Annotated in this window: 18 protein-coding genes; 5 read left to right on the forward strand and 13 right to left on the reverse strand. The window is 38.0% G+C overall.

The annotated features are described in order from the left end of the window. Positions 1-5: 5 nt before the first annotated feature. Both V7121_RS20740 and V7121_RS20745 read right to left on the reverse strand, forming a co-directional pair. On the reverse strand, positions 6-860 hold the full coding sequence (locus V7121_RS20740; RefSeq protein WP_335500187.1) for a patatin-like phospholipase family protein: 855 nt from the start codon (positions 858-860) through the stop codon (positions 6-8). A gap of 209 nt (positions 861-1,069) precedes the next feature. Beyond that, positions 1,070-1,393, reverse strand: coding sequence for a DUF4870 domain-containing protein (locus tag V7121_RS20745; RefSeq protein WP_335500189.1), 324 nt, complete (start codon positions 1,391-1,393; stop codon positions 1,070-1,072). A gap of 169 nt (positions 1,394-1,562) precedes the next feature. Between V7121_RS20745 and V7121_RS20750 the strand changes: the two genes are divergently transcribed. Both V7121_RS20750 and V7121_RS20755 read left to right on the forward strand, forming a co-directional pair. Continuing rightward, a complete protein-coding gene (locus V7121_RS20750) occupies positions 1,563-2,690 on the forward strand; it encodes an amidohydrolase (protein WP_335500191.1) in 1,128 nt (375 codons plus the stop codon). A 305-nt stretch (positions 2,691-2,995) separates the two neighbouring features. Next, positions 2,996-3,556, forward strand: a complete 561-nt coding sequence (locus V7121_RS20755; protein ID WP_335500194.1) for a GNAT family N-acetyltransferase — start codon at positions 2,996-2,998, stop codon at positions 3,554-3,556. A gap of 53 nt (positions 3,557-3,609) precedes the next feature. Here V7121_RS20755 and V7121_RS20760 read toward each other — a convergent pair whose 3' ends face one another. Both V7121_RS20760 and V7121_RS20765 read right to left on the reverse strand, forming a co-directional pair. After that, complete coding sequence (locus V7121_RS20760; RefSeq protein WP_335500196.1) at positions 3,610-3,768, reverse strand: hypothetical protein; 159 nt, start codon at positions 3,766-3,768, stop codon at positions 3,610-3,612. 91 nt (positions 3,769-3,859) lie between these two features. After that, positions 3,860-4,630, reverse strand: coding sequence for an SDR family oxidoreductase (locus tag V7121_RS20765; RefSeq protein WP_335500198.1), 771 nt, complete (start codon positions 4,628-4,630; stop codon positions 3,860-3,862). A gap of 170 nt (positions 4,631-4,800) precedes the next feature. Between V7121_RS20765 and V7121_RS20770 the strand changes: the two genes are divergently transcribed. Next, the gene (locus V7121_RS20770) at positions 4,801-5,283 is read left to right on the forward strand and encodes an Hsp20/alpha crystallin family protein (protein ID WP_335500200.1); all 483 of its coding nucleotides are present in this window, start codon (positions 4,801-4,803) and stop codon (positions 5,281-5,283) included. 57 nt (positions 5,284-5,340) lie between these two features. On the opposite strand, the gene V7121_RS20775 is transcribed toward V7121_RS20770, so the two are convergent. Together V7121_RS20775 and V7121_RS20780 are read right to left on the reverse strand one after the other, a co-directional pair. Then, complete coding sequence (locus V7121_RS20775; RefSeq protein ID WP_335500201.1) at positions 5,341-5,799, reverse strand: FixH family protein; 459 nt, start codon at positions 5,797-5,799, stop codon at positions 5,341-5,343. After that, a complete protein-coding gene (locus V7121_RS20780; protein WP_335500203.1) occupies positions 5,796-6,089 on the reverse strand; it encodes a hypothetical protein in 294 nt (97 codons plus the stop codon). The genes V7121_RS20775 and V7121_RS20780 overlap by 4 nt, the downstream gene beginning before the upstream one ends. A gap of 160 nt (positions 6,090-6,249) precedes the next feature. Here V7121_RS20780 and V7121_RS20785 point away from each other — a divergent pair, with 160 nt between their 5' ends. Beyond that, positions 6,250-6,495, forward strand: coding sequence for a DNA alkylation repair protein (locus V7121_RS20785; protein ID WP_335500204.1), 246 nt, complete (start codon positions 6,250-6,252; stop codon positions 6,493-6,495). A gap of 66 nt (positions 6,496-6,561) precedes the next feature. Here the strand turns inward: V7121_RS20785 and V7121_RS20790 are convergent, their stop codons facing one another. From V7121_RS20790 to deoD, 6 genes are all read right to left on the reverse strand, one after another. Next, the gene (locus V7121_RS20790; RefSeq protein ID WP_335500206.1) at positions 6,562-7,383 is read right to left on the reverse strand and encodes a hypothetical protein; all 822 of its coding nucleotides are present in this window, start codon (positions 7,381-7,383) and stop codon (positions 6,562-6,564) included. Positions 7,384-7,470: 87 nt separating this feature from the next. After that, positions 7,471-8,376: a CobW family GTP-binding protein gene (locus V7121_RS20795; protein ID WP_335547652.1), complete on the reverse strand. Its 906-nt coding sequence runs from the start codon at positions 8,374-8,376 to the stop codon at positions 7,471-7,473. 68 nt (positions 8,377-8,444) lie between these two features. Then, on the reverse strand, positions 8,445-9,827 hold the full coding sequence (locus tag V7121_RS20800; RefSeq protein ID WP_438825582.1) for a S41 family peptidase: 1,383 nt from the start codon (positions 9,825-9,827) through the stop codon (positions 8,445-8,447). A 279-nt stretch (positions 9,828-10,106) separates the two neighbouring features. After that, positions 10,107-10,313 carry a copper chaperone CopZ gene (copZ, locus tag V7121_RS20805; RefSeq protein WP_335500213.1) on the reverse strand — a complete coding sequence of 69 codons (207 nt, stop codon included), beginning with the start codon at positions 10,311-10,313 and terminating at the stop codon, positions 10,107-10,109. 23 nt (positions 10,314-10,336) lie between these two features. Further along, positions 10,337-12,733 (reverse strand): heavy metal translocating P-type ATPase, encoded by a 2,397-nt coding sequence (locus tag V7121_RS20810; RefSeq protein ID WP_335500214.1) that lies wholly within the window; start codon positions 12,731-12,733, stop codon positions 10,337-10,339. Positions 12,734-13,103: 370 nt separating this feature from the next. Continuing rightward, positions 13,104-13,808, reverse strand: a complete 705-nt coding sequence (deoD, locus tag V7121_RS20815) for a purine-nucleoside phosphorylase (protein WP_335500216.1) — start codon at positions 13,806-13,808, stop codon at positions 13,104-13,106. A 153-nt stretch (positions 13,809-13,961) separates the two neighbouring features. On the opposite strand from deoD, the gene V7121_RS20820 reads away from it, so the two are divergent. After that, entirely contained in the window at positions 13,962-14,090 is a 129-nt protein-coding gene (locus tag V7121_RS20820; RefSeq protein ID WP_335500218.1) for a hypothetical protein, read from the forward strand. Positions 14,091-14,171: 81 nt separating this feature from the next. Here V7121_RS20820 and V7121_RS20825 read toward each other — a convergent pair whose 3' ends face one another. Continuing rightward, positions 14,172-14,483, reverse strand: a complete 312-nt coding sequence (locus V7121_RS20825; protein WP_335500220.1) for a YodL domain-containing protein — start codon at positions 14,481-14,483, stop codon at positions 14,172-14,174. Positions 14,484-14,694: the final 211 nt, after the last annotated feature.

Raw genomic sequence — 14,694 nt, forward strand, 5'->3', positions numbered from 1 at the left:
TTCTCTTAGTCGTTAATATAGTTAAGGATCGAAGACATGGCCGTTCTCGCATCCTCGTAGCCTTGGTTGTAAAGTTCTTCTAATCTTTGCGGGTTCCGTTCCATTCTACCAACCTTTAATGGCTGTGTCGGACGGATCAACAGTACATTTCCTTTTTTCTCTTCTTGCTCAAGATATTCAACTGTTTCATTATATATCTGATAACGATTTCTTAAAGACTGTTGTAAGCCTCTATATTCAGGATACTTCCGATCGGCAAGAAAATGAAACTTCGAGGGCTTTTTCAAATACCCTTCATTTCTAGTTAAGATGACGATATTTTTGGTAAAGCCATCCTGTTGCGCTTTCTTGATTGGGATTGGATCGCTGATTCCCCCATCAAGTAATATTTTATCTTTAAAACGAACTTCCGGGGCTATAAATGGCAGGGAGCTTGATGCGCGTAATACCGTTAATAGGTCGTTTCCATAATCCTGCTTGTTAAAATAGACAGGCTCACCAGTCATGCAATCTGTCGTTCCGACGACAAATTCTGACGGACTATTGTAAAACACCTCATAATGGTATGGCACATGTTTATTTGGAATTTCATCAAAAATAAAATCCATACCAAAAAACTGCCGATTACGAAAATAATTTCGCCATGAAATATATCTAGGGTCGGAAGCATATTCAATCGTAACGGTTTTATTTCTTCCTTTTTGCTTTGACAAATAGGAGGCAGCATTACATGCACCTGCAGAAACCCCGATTACATAAGGAAAAAATAACTTCGATTCTAAAAAGTATTCAAGGATGCCAGCAGTGTAAACACCACGCATACCCCCGCCTTCTAGTACCAGGCCGACTTGATTCTCCATCCTGCTTCGCCCTTTCATAAATAACTTTAATCTAATTGACAAATGTTATTATAGTCCCTCACTACTTATTTACAAAATGAAACGACTCGTTAGGAGGCAGCTAATCCATGAATAACCTTCCCTATACTTCTTTTGTATTACTCTATTTTACATTCCATTAAAAACGCCATAAAACCCGGCAAATATTTTGCCGGGCTCACTTCAGATGACTATTTGATTAGTCTGAAGATTAGTGGGAAACGATATTGATTACCTTCATATGCTTTAATAGCGGCAATAATCGTGAACACAAAGAGCATTACTCCTAAAACCGGGAGTAATACAATACCAATCAAGATGATTGTTGAAATCCCAGCAATAATGAAATAAATCGAATAGGAAATTAGAAAATTAAAATATTCCCTGCCGTGAAAGTCTATAAATGATGACTCATCCTTTTTTATTAACCAGATAATTAGTGGAGCCAGTACTGGGAAAAATATACTTAACACATAAATACCAGCAGCTAACAACCTTTCATCATTACTAACCATTTCTTTTCCCCCATGGAATCATTTTTTGTTATTCATTACTATTTACGTCTTTTATCTATAAAGGTTTCAAAATTTTTATGAAAAAATACCCAGGTTTTACTTCAACCTGGGTACATAAATTGTTAAAATTGATAAAATAACTATAAACAACGTGTAGAAAGGTTTTAATATGACTAAGTTACTTTTAAAAAATGCTACGGTTTATCCAATTACATCCGGTCCAATCCAAAATGGAGATGTTTTAATTGACTCTGGGAAAATAATTAAGATTGGGAAAAACCTAACAACAGATTTAAATGTAAGAATCATTGATTGTGGAAAATTGTTTCTTTTCCCAGGTTTTATTGATGTTCATACCCATTTAGGTCTTTATGATGAAGGAACGGGCTGGGCTGGGAATGATGCCAATGAAACGGCCGAAGCTCTCACGCCACATATTCGGGCGATTGATGGTGTTTATCCATTAGACCCTGCCTTCACTGATGCCGTTAAAAGCGGCATTACTACGGTTAATGTCATGCCTGGCAGTGCCAATGTCATTGGGGGAACGACCTCAGTAATCAAAACCACTGGTCGAAATATCAAAAAAATGATTATCCAAGAGATCTCAGGCTTAAAGATGGCCCTTGGGGAAAATCCTAAAAGAATTCATAGTCATGGCAATAATGATTCGATTACACGGATGGGGATTATGGGAATGCTACGGGAGGCCTTCTATCACGCCATCCATGCGGATAATATTGACCTGCCGCGAATTGCACCTATAGTAATGGCCTTAAAAAGAGAAATACCTGTTAGGATCCATGCTCATCGTGCTGATGATATTATTTCAGCTCTTCGTTTCGCAGAAGAATTTAATCTTGATTTACGAATTGAACACTGTACTGAAGGCCACCTAATCGCCAATGAATTATCAGGTCTCAATTTAAAGGTTTCAGTTGGTCCTACCTTGACGCGAAGATCAAAAGTCGAATTAAAGAATAAGACTTGGAAAACCTATCAAGAACTGACGAATCATGGTGTCGAGGTATCGATCACCACCGACCATCCTTACACGCCGATTCAATACTTAAATATTTGTGCAAGCCTTGCTGTTCGAGAAGGATTACCTGAACAAAAAGCCCTCGAAGGGATAACAATTCAACCTGCCAGAAATTTAAAAATTGACCATCTAGTCGGCAGTATAGAAGAGGGAAAGGAAGCAGATTTAGTCCTTTGGAGCCATCATCCTTTCCATTACTTAGCAAAGCCTAAATGGACGATGATAGGCGGTGAAATGATCTATTTAGAAACATAGAAATTTGTTGAAAATTGGTAAAAAATATTATCGAAAAATCCACAAATTATCTATTTATTTTTTTGCTTTTTTCTTGTATTATACTCTAAGTGAACTGTTTAAGACCTGAATAATTTGGGGGTTTTGAAACATAATCTTGTTAACAAAAAAAATGATATAGGGAAGGCAAATGGTGCGCCACCAGTTTTACTGGTTCTAGTGGGTTCGATTCCCACCCCGAAATTTTTTAGTAACTTTATAAAAAATTTCGAGGGTGGACCGCTTCTTTTGACATGGGATCGGAATGCCCTAATGGAGGGATATTCATGCTTAAAAAACGTGATCTTCATGACAGCCACACATTGTACGAATTAATGACGCACCCTGATGTCTTCCCTTTTGTACGCCAAAAAGCTGATTCCTATGAAGAATTCTTATTTATGACAAAACAAACGATTGAAGCCGAAGAACGCGGTGAATTAATTTCACGGACTATTCTTGATGAATGGGGTGCTCCAATCGGTACCATTAATTTATTTGATATTGAAGAAAATGCAGGTTTCCTTGGAACATGGCTAGGCAAGCCTTATCATGGCAAGGGATATAATAGTCCTGCAAAAGATTCCTTTTTTCAAGAAATTTTCTATGAATGTGGAATTGAGACTGTCTTCATGAGAATTCGTAAGGTTAATATTCGATCAATTAAAGCAGCCGAAAAGCTTCCTTATGTAATAAAAGCGAATGAAACTAGAAAAAATATATATGAGCAATTAAACGCTAATGGTGAAGTATATGATTTGTATGAAATACCAAAAGATCAGTACTCCTTCTACCTGATGCGAAAAGGTGCTGTTCAAACAGAGGATTCACATTTGTTAGAAGCATAGGAAAAGCAATCGGCCAGGGCCGATTGCTTTTTATTTTGCATTTAAGAAAAAAATTATTCCGTTACATTTTGTTCTAAACTTTCATTCACGTCACTAATACCCATTTGGAGCAAAAATTCATCTAGTTCCTCATTCGTCAATGTTTCAAAGCGGCCATCATGAAAAAATACTTGGGTTTGATTAGGGTTTATTCTGTTTATATTAAAACTCATTTTCTTTGCTCCTTTCATAGATGATTGTTATCTATTGTCCACAAAAGGAGTTATTTTCATTCCTGAAAATCAAATAGTTCAAAAAATTATACTAATTCTTACTTACTTTCCCCAATACATCTAATCCACCGGTGATAGGAATGATACTTCCAGTAATGAAGTCAGACTTTTCATCAATAAGGAAGGCTATCACTCTGGCAATATCTTCTCCTGTCCCATGTCTGCCAATGGGGGTATTTCCCAATACTGCCATTGCATCCTCGATATTACTTTCCTTCCATTCATTCACGATATCACCAGGACAAATCATATTTGCAGTAATTCCATGTTCAGCTTCCTCCAATGCAATTGTCCTTGTAAGTGACGCTAGCCCCGTCTTCGCTGCAGCAAAGGCAGAACGAAATATCCATCCTGGAGAGGTTTCGACTCGGTCATAGCCAAATGTGAGAATTCTCCCCCATTTTTGTTTTCGCATCGAAGGGAGAACTAGTTTTGTTAAATAAAAAACCGAACTTAAATTTCCTTGGACGATATAATCCCATTCATCAAAGGAATATTCTGCTAGTTTTTTTCGTTCATGGATGTAAGGGCCTGCATTATGCACTAACACATCCACATTTTGATGCACAGAAAGAGTCTCATTAACAATTCGGATACAATCTTCCTTGTTTGCCACATCACCTTGAATAGCTATGTTCTTGGTTCCAAACCGTTCCGTTAATTCGTTTGCTAATGCGATTGCTTCTGAATTACTTTTCCGGTAATTAATAGCTAGTTGATAACCTTTTTCCGCAAGATAAAGCGCAGTCCTTTTGCCAATCCCTGATGCTCCTCCCGTAATCAAAACCGTTTTCTTTGCCACAAAACATGACCTCTCTATGTCTAGGATTTTTCTCTCTTAACTATATGATAACTAGGAAGGGTTCTATGCAGAATTAATTTTAATAGGAGTGTTAAAAGGGAATATAAGGTTTTAATAACGGATGGGCAAATGTCAGCATAGGATACTTATATCTAAGGTAAGCGGAAAGGATGAGATCAGTGTTCCCATGGAATATACTCCCTTTTGATAAAGATATAAAAGAAAAGATGAAAAAAATGAAGCCTGAGGAGATTAATAATTATGTACAGGATGTCTTGGGGAAAATCATGCCGGGAAACATGAAAGCTGGAATGAACCCAATGGATATGTTTCAGGGCTTCCAACCTATGGGATCCCCACCGGTTTCAACAAGTGACAAATTGGATTCAACTGCTTTTGAGACGCATGATTTTGTCTATGTTCGGATGTTCATTAAAAAAGAAGAATGGGTAAAACATCTGCGTATTTACCATACAACCAATCAGCTTATTGTAGAACATATCCCTCAACGTGAGGATAAACACACCATTACCCTGCCAGCCATTGTTAAAAAGAAAGGAGCATCAGCTACCCTTAAGGATGGAGTGCTCGAAGTTAAACTCCCCAAAAATATCGATATGCAGTACTCAGAAATTGAATTAACTGATATTTAATGACTATGAGCTTCAAAAAGAAAAACAGAAGGGCAGCAATGTTGCTGTCCTCTTTAATTAATGCTCCTTCGTTTCTCCCATATTCATATTTTCCATTGAATTCGATGAGTTCTCGTCCTCAGGTTCACTAGGAATCCCAACGGTAAATTCCTTTTTCGGCATATTATGCATATCTCTTGCCGTAACGTGCGAAATGATATAATACGTACCTTCCTGCGGGAAAGCCTTTTCTAAGCGATAGATTCCATTCTCAGCAGGTTTTATTTCCATCTTTTCATGCTTGTCAGCCTTTGAACGCCAGATCTCAAAAATGACCTCTGCATCATTCACTTTATCTTTTCCTTGAGTGACCTTGGCTTCAAATGTGATGGGTTCATTTATTTTCCCGGGATTGGGCTTTATGGACAAGTTTACATCTACCATTTTTGGCAGGCTGTCACCCTGGTCTTTTTTATTACAAGAAACAACAATACCTAAACATAGAACGATTACAAAAAAGACAAAAAATTTCTTCAAGGTTCCTCTCCCCCTCGTAATTCTTCCATAACCTCATTATGAATTTTTATTAATAGTAACTTTGCATCAGGTGAAATGGTAGATTCACTTACTCTTTTGATGGCAGAAAAGTATTTTTCAAATTTGTTTTTCCTAATTCTTGGGTGTGAATTTTCATCAAGTAGTTCCCTTTTGATCGCTTCTAACAGAGTCTCCTCACTATTCTTATCCATGGTTTCTAGTAACCGATTATTCCAAATCTGCCGATATCCCTCAATTAAATCATCAAAGGATAACTTTTCTTGTGTCAAACAATCCTCCCCTTTCCACCTCACTTGAATTGTTACATATTTCCTTACCATTTTGCAAAAAATAAAGATTAACATGTCTAGGTAAGTGGGATCGCCTGTTGTTTTCTCTACCCACGATGGCCGATGACAATGAAAAAGTAACCAAGAAAGGAGATACCTAATGTCTACCCCTTATAAATGTCCAAATTGTAAAACCAATCGTAGTCGATTTAATGTGATCCAACAAGTTTCCCAATCTGTTAAACTTGACCCTCAATCTGGTGACGTTATCAAAGAGTATACAGAAAGTGATTTAGAGCCCTTCCATCTGCCCTATAACGGTCCTGAGTATCGAGTACAATGCGGTGCTTGCGGGCTAATTGAAGATGAGCGTACTTTTATTAAATTTGGCGAACAACCTATATAGCTTTTAACATCCAAACAAAAACATCCTGAATTGGAATGTCCAATTTTAGGATGTTTTTGTCTTTATTTATGGTAGCTGATTTTCCTTAAGGAAATCCTCTGAATCCACTTTCCAAGCATCGATTGGAGAAAATCTGACTAAATGAATCTCTCCACTAAAGGTTTGGCGTCCTCTATTTTTTATATACCAGTCAATTTGGATTGGGACATTAATATTCAATTCTTCTGTTAAATCCTCAGCTGGCAAAAGTTCCAACCGAGAAATTCTTATATTTTCAACTTCAGCTAATATTGGCTTCCAGCTTATTTTTTGCAGGGAAGCAAGTGAAGTAATACGGGCATCTTGCTGCTTTAGCCCAGCAACATAAGCCTCGATGACTTCATAGGGATTCGCTTTTCCTAAATACTGGTTTAATTTCCCCGAGGCTTTCAATACCATGAGCATATGTGATAAATCCATCGAGTTGGTACGATGAGTGGTGCTTCCATAAAAATGAATACAAAAGTGGCCTGGGAAGTTATTCTGGAGTGCGCCTGCACCATGTGGCATCCCATGCATGGAACCTGCGATCCATTGGTCTTTATGTATAACAATAATGGCCCGGCGTTTCCAGCTCCATTTTCCCCCATATATTTTTTTCATAACCCTCGTGTCTTTTGCGGTTAGCGGTTGAACATCGGCATGATGGCTGCCTGCTCGACGCTGAGCCTTGAATTTTTTCCCGGTTTCCACGTCCATCACAGTAAATTTTGTGTACTTTGGCAGGATATGATTTACTTCTTGCCAATTTAGCATTTCAATTTTATAACTGATTGTTGATGCCGCAAAAGCCGCTTGTCCAAAGAGGAGGATATGAATAAACACAAAAAAAATAATAACCCTCTTCATCTTATCCCCCTTTTAAAATAAAACTTCCCTACATTAAAAGAGTTACCTGAAGAGGAAATTATCATTCATTCAAATCAGGAATATTTCTTATTCTTCAAGACTTTCTAGTTGTGCTTCAATCTCGTCCCAATTTACATTTTCACCGATAAAGACAAGGTTTAATGGCATGTTCATATCTTCTTTCATATACAAAGGCATTCCATAAGAAAATTGAAACAGATAGGGGAGGTCCGAATAGTCAAACCTAATATAGCCTTTCATACGATAAATTGTCTCTGGCAGCTTTTTTAGAAAATCTTCAAATTTTGTTTGGCTTATCGCTGATTTAAATTGGTAAACAAATGTCGATAAATTAAGCTGTGTTGGCTGAGCAATCTTCTCAGCCGAAACAGAAAGCTTTCGCAGCTGTTCAATTGAAACTTGTGAAAAATTGGTTAAAAGACATCTTGCCTGCGGATTAATCGATTGAATTTCGAAGGTAAGCTTGGCTTTTTCACTCTCTGTTAATTCATTCATTTTGTTTACTAAAATGAAGTCAGCATGCCTTATCTGCTCTAGAATCAATTGCTGAAGTTGTGGGCTTAATAATTTCCTGTCCATCCACCTTGTACCATCAACTGTTGTGATAATCCCCTTTATGATTAATTGGTCCGCAAATAAGGGTGAGAGGATGGCATCCAGAACCTCTACGGGGTGCGCTGCACCGGTAGTCTCGATGTAAATTACTTCTGGTTTTTCCTCGATCAACAGACCTTGTAATTGGGCTTCGAGCTTGTCTTGGATCGAACAACAAATACATCCACCTAACAACTCTTTTAAGGTAACGTCTTCCTTAGCAACAGCATCGGAATCAATCGAAACCTTCCCTAACTCATTCATCATGACAGCGGTTCTTCTTCCCGTTTTCTGTTCATCTTCTAATAATTGTTTAAGTAGACTGGTTTTACCGCTCCCCAAAAATCCGGATAAAATATAAACCTCAGCTTTTTTCATTTTGCAATCCCCTTCCTTACCAGTGTCAAAAAAGGAACCCAACTCCACTGGAGTCGGGCTTTTTTTGTTTATTTCATTGTTTCCTTTAATTCTTTAATTGCCGCTTGCAATTGTGTATCATTGTTTTTAATTTTTTCTCTTAATAATTCCATAAGTTTCATCGTGGAATCGCCTTTTAATACACCATTTGCCGGGAGTTTTTGTGCTTTTTGGAACGCTGTTACGGCTGCCTTGGTCTTTTTGTCAAAAAATCCATCGGTCCGTCCTGGGTCGTATCCAACTGCCTTTAACATCTTCTGGGCGGTTTGCACTTCCGTTCCGGAAGTAGATTTTTTAAGTTCTTTATCCGGATTGATGATTGTTAATGATGCATAATCTGGTAAGGCAACTGCTACGTCAGGATTGATTCCTTTTTTATGAATCCAATTCCCATTAGGTGTCAACCATTTGGCGGTTGTGAATTTAAGATTTGAACCATCCTTAAAGTCAGACGCCGTTTGAACCGTACCTTTTCCAAATGACTTCTCACCAACTAATTTAACTCCAGCCGATTCCTTCACAGCGGCTGAAAGAATTTCAGATGCACTGGCGCTGCCTTTATCTATTAAAACAACTAATGGAAGATTTGGATTTCCTTCATTTTGGGAAGGGTACTCTTTAATCTTTCCATCACGATCTTCCACTTTTAATATAAGTTTTCCTTTTGGAACGAACATACTCGAAATAGAGATGGCTTGATCCAAAAGACCTCCAGGATTTTGACGCAGGTCTAATACCAGACCCTTCATTCCTTTTCCTTGCAATTCATTTAGCTTCTCAACAAGTTCCTTTGATGTATTACTTGAAAAACTTGTAATTTGAACCTTGGCAACCCCATCACCAACCATTTCTCCATAAACGGTTTCGATTGGAATTTCATCGCGAATAATTGGCACTGTCATTGGAGCACTTGTTCCAGGACGCTGGATTGATAGCTCAACCTTAGTGCCTTTTTTTCCACGAATAAGGGTGACAGCTTGAGTTGAATTCATGCCTTGAAGACTTTTTCCATTTACAGACATAATCATATCATTTGGTTTTAAGCCTGCTTTTTCTGCTGGAGATCCTTTAATCGGAGAAACGATTACAATGTGGCCGTCCTTTTCCTGAATCTCCGCACCAATTCCTTCAAAAGAAGAAGATATACTACCATGAAAACTCTCTGCTTCTTCATTGCTCATATAATCTGAATAGGGGTCATCAAGCGACTCGACCATTCCGTTTATCGCACCATTAATGGCCTTTTTTTGATCTATTTTTTTGTAATAACCACTCTTTAAGGTATCAAATGCTTCATAAAGCTTATCAAATTCTGGTCTGTCCGTTCCGACAGTGACTACCTTATCTTCTCCAAATGCTAGGGCAAATGTTGTTATACCCGCCGAGAGAAATACAACCATAAATAACAGCATGATAAAATGAAATTTCTTTAGCCTTATGTATCCCGTTTTGTTTTCAGATGCTTGTTCATGTTCAATATTCCTTACTTCTTCTTTTTCTTGTCCAAATTTCTCTTCTGCCAAAAGTCTTCACCACTTTCATTCACCATAAAAATAAGAAATAAACCCTTAGTGATTAGAATAACATCTTTCATATAAAATTAACAAAGAAAAGTTAATGAATTTAATATTTATTCTAGAGATTATATTTTCATACGAACGGCACCTACCAATTGGTAAGTGCCGTTTGTTTTATTTTACGTCATAACCCTGATCTTCGACAGCTTCTTTTAGTTTGCCAACAGGGGCTTTACTTGCATCGTGACCAACCTCAACCTTGCCATCCTTTAACGAAACACTTACTTCATTTACACCCTCGACATTGAGAAGGGCTGTTTTAACTGCTTTTTCGCAATGACCGCATGTCATTCCTGATACCTGTAATGTTGTTTTTTCCATGGAGATTACCTCACTTTTTATATTTATATTTTAACTCGCTTCAAACGAAGTGAATTAGACACAACTGAAACCGAACTAAACGCCATCGCTGCTCCAGCAACCCAAGGGGCTAACAACCCTAGTGCGGCAATTGGAATCCCCCCTGAATTATAGAAAAGAGCCCAGAAGAGATTTTGACGAATATTTTGCATCGTTTTTTTACTTAAAGCAATCGCTTTGGGAATTAAAGTCAATTCTCCACCAAGAATCGTTAGATCGGCAGCTTCAATCGCCACATCTGTCCCAGTACCGATGGCAATACCAATATCTGCAACAGCAAGGGCCGGGGCATCATTAATTCCATCGCCCACCATAGCCACTTTTAATCCTTTAAGCTGTAGTTCTTTCACATGATTAGCTTTTTCCTCCGGTAAGACTTCAGCGATTACATTCGTGATGCCAACTTGGTTGGCAATTGCCTTGGCTGTTCGTTCATTATCACCGGTTAACATAAATACATCAATACCCAGATTTTGTAATTGTTGCACGGCCAGTTTTGCAGTTTCTTTCACGGTATCAGCAACCGCTACGACACCCATTATATTGGAATTAATCGCAATAAACATCGCAGTTTTACCTTCGTTTTCTAAACGGGTCAGGTCTTCTTCCCCCGTTAAGTTGGTGATATTTTTAAGATTCATCAATTTTCGGGTACCGACAAAGATTTCATCCTCGCCAATTTTCGCCTCAATTCCATATCCCGGTACTGCTTTAAACCGTTTCACAGGGAGGGTACTTGATCTTTTTTCCTTTCCATATTTAACAATCGCTTCTGCAAGCGGATGTTCCGAAGACTTTTCAGCGGAAACAAGATATTGAAGGACTTTTTTCTCTTCCTTATAAGCAATAAAATCAGTGACAATGGGTTGTCCTTTGGTAATGGTTCCTGTTTTATCAAGGACGATTGCATTGATTTTATGAGCTGTTTCTAAATGCTCCCCGCCTTTGAATAGAATTCCCATTTCTGCTCCCTTACCAGTCCCCACCATAATTGATGTTGGTGTTGCCAAGCCCAACGCGCATGGACAAGCAATCACCAGAACGGCAATCGCCGTTTCAAGGGCTGAAGGAAACTGACCAGGATTGATGAAGAAATACCAAATTAAAAAGGTTATCAAGGAGATGACTACGACAACAGGAACAAAATATCCAGAAATGGTATCAGCTACTCGTTGAATCGGGGCTTTGCTTCCCTGTGCTTCTTCCACAATCTTAATTATTCCTGCAAGTGCCGTGTCTTTACCCACTTTTACCGCTTTAATTGTTAAGGTACCATTTTTATTAATGGTTGAACCAATTACTGGATCACCTACCGATTTCTCAACAGGAATCGATTCACCCGTAATCATCGATTCATCAACGGAAGATTGACCGAGAGTTATTTCACCATCAACTGGAATTTTTTCCCCGGGTTTCACTAATAATAGATCAGAAACTTTTACTTCTTCAATGGGAATTTGTAGTTCTTTACCGTCTCTGATGACGGTTGCTTCTTTCGCCTGAAGACTTAGTAACTTAGAGATAGCTAAGGTAGTTTTACCTTTTGCCATGGTTTCAAATAACTTTCCTAACAGGATTAACGTAATTAGCACAGCACTTGTTTCAAAATAAAGATGCGGCATATAGCTTGGGTTTGCAATTGTTTTCAATCCTTCAGCGATGCTGTAAAAATAGGCTGCTGAAGTTCCTAAAGCTACTAGTACATCCATATTGGCACTTTTATTTCTCAAAGCCTTATAAGCACCGATATAAAATTGTCCGCCAATGTAAAATTGCACCGGTGTTGCTAAAAGGAATTGAAACCATGGATTCATCAGTATATGCGGCATTGCTAAGCCCAAATCAACTGGAATGTGTGCAAGCATCGTATATAATAGTGGAATCGATAGGATTACTGAGAGCAAAAACTTATGTTTTTTCTCTTTCAATTCTTCTTCTTTATACTGCTGTTTGGTGTTCCTGTGTACCTTCTCTTTCGCTTCGTAGCCAAGGTTACTTATTTTAGCTATCATTTGTTCAATTGTTATTTCTTTAGGATTATATTCAATCGCTGCCGATTCGGTAGCCAAATTAACAGTAGCAATTTTCACTCCATCCATCTTGTTCAATACTTTCTCGATTCGGGTCGAGCAAGCTGCACATGTCATTCCAAACAGATCTAAATCTGCCTTCTCCATCCTTACTCCATAACCCAGATGTTCTATTTTATTAATAATATCATTACTAGAAACAAGTTCAGTATCAAAAGAAATAGCTGCACTCTCCATTGCCAAATTGACATTTGCTTCCACGCTGTCCATTTTATTAAGAACCTTTTCAATTCTTGTTGAACAAGCTGCACATGTCATTCCAGTAATGTCTAACTTGAGCTGCTCTTTCATTGTAATCACCTCTTTTATATACTATACCCCCGCAGTGTATATTTGGTCAAATGAAAATTAGCATAAATCATGCTATTTTTAATTTAAGCCTTCTTTAGACGTGTTTCGATGATATTTATCACAGAGGAGTTTGATTTAATCCCGCATTAACTGGCAATAAGACCCCCACCTCAAGATTCTAAGTTTACAATATCGAATTAGATAGGTGGGGATCAACTGCCAGTAAAAGCCCGATTGGTTCAACTAACCATCAGTGGGAAACCTCCACAGATGGAAGTTTCACCTTATAAATTCTCCATTATTATAAAGAGTTCCTGTTAATTCAAACAAAATAAAAAGCCTCCTCCTTTGTGGAAGAGACCTCTAATGATTATTCCTTTGTAGCTGCTTCTAATGCTACTTCAATCATATCGTTAAACGTTAGTTGTCTTTCTTCGGCAGTGGTTTCCTCACCTGTTAAGATATGATCACTAACAGTTAGAACGGAGAGTGCTTTGCGGTCAAATTTAGCGGCTAAAGTATAAAGAGCAGTAGTCTCCATTTCAATCGCCAAAATTTGATATTTAGCCCATTTTTCTAAGTCAGCGTTATCATTATAAAACGAATCGGCTGTAAAAATATTTCCTACCTTCAAGTTAAGTCCTTTTGCCACTCCTGCATCATATGCCTTAAGTAGTAAGTCAAAGTTTGCAGTTGGAGCAAAATCGACATGTCCAAAGGTAAGGCGGTTCATGTTTGAATCTGTGGAACTGGTCATTGCTAAAATGACATCACGGACCTTGACATCCTTTTGAATCGCACCACATGTGCCAACACGGATAAGATTTTGAACGTTATAGCTCTGCATTAGTTCATTAACATATATAGAGATTGAGGGAACACCCATCCCAGTTCCTTGCACAGAAATTCGTTTCCCTTTATAGGTACCTGTATATCCAAACATATTCCTAACTTCGTTGTAGCATTTTGCATCTTCTAAGAAAGTTTCTGCAATATATTTTGCCCGAAGCGGGTCCCCAGGCAAAAGTACCGTTTCTGCTATTTCGTTTTCTTTTGCACCAATATGTACACTCATCTAAAAACCTCCAATCATGAACTGCGCACAGTATTAAAACTGCATCATTGACAATATATCATAAACATTTTCCAATGAAAAACTCTGAACCGAATTAGACATGAAATTTTTTATTTGTGGCAAGCTATTATTAAGATTGGAGGGAGATCATCAATGGGTAAAAAACATCGAAGCCGTATTAATTCACCAAAGAAAAATAATCATATCCCTGCTGAGGCCATTGAGGCAGAACACAATGCTCACGCAAAAGAAAACAGTGCAACTGGTGGTAGAAAACATTAGGCCCCTGCACTGGACACTATTCTAAATACAATGAGATAAAATAAATAAACCTAAGGAATTTTTGTCCTTAGGTTTTTAGAGTTAAAAGAGAACTATTCTATTTATTGGAAACCATCCACCAGGTTTTAATTGATAATAATGCTGGCCTCCGCGCCCTTCGTCAATTAAAACAATATCCCCAGTTGAGAGAAATCTCCCTGGATAATCTGCTGGTATTCGATCGGTCACATTAAAGCGTCTGAATGTTTCCTCCAAGCACTGTTTTCGGCTTGATGCTGGTATGGCAATTCGATACACCTCTTTATGGCCTTTATGTTCACGGTACTTTGGAGTTTGAAAGATCGTCACATCATATTGCATACTAGCTCTTTTTGTTAATACCTTGATCATCATATTCCTCCAATTATTTGAATTAAATGCTTATTCTAATAATTAGCGATGGATGTTGTCGATTCCTCCATAGAAATCCCACTTTTTTTGTCGAATGGCACTTTTTTTATCCAGTGCGGATGTTTCTTGTGAGAATTTAGCGAAATAAGAAAAGCGGAAGCGCCCTGGTCAGCGGCGTATGGCCTGGAGCGCTCCAACTGAGATAAAGGAAACA

The sequence above is a fragment of the Neobacillus drentensis genome (assembly GCF_036962125.1).
GTDB classification, from domain to species: Bacteria; Bacillota; Bacilli; order Bacillales; family Cytobacillaceae; genus Neobacillus; species Neobacillus drentensis_B.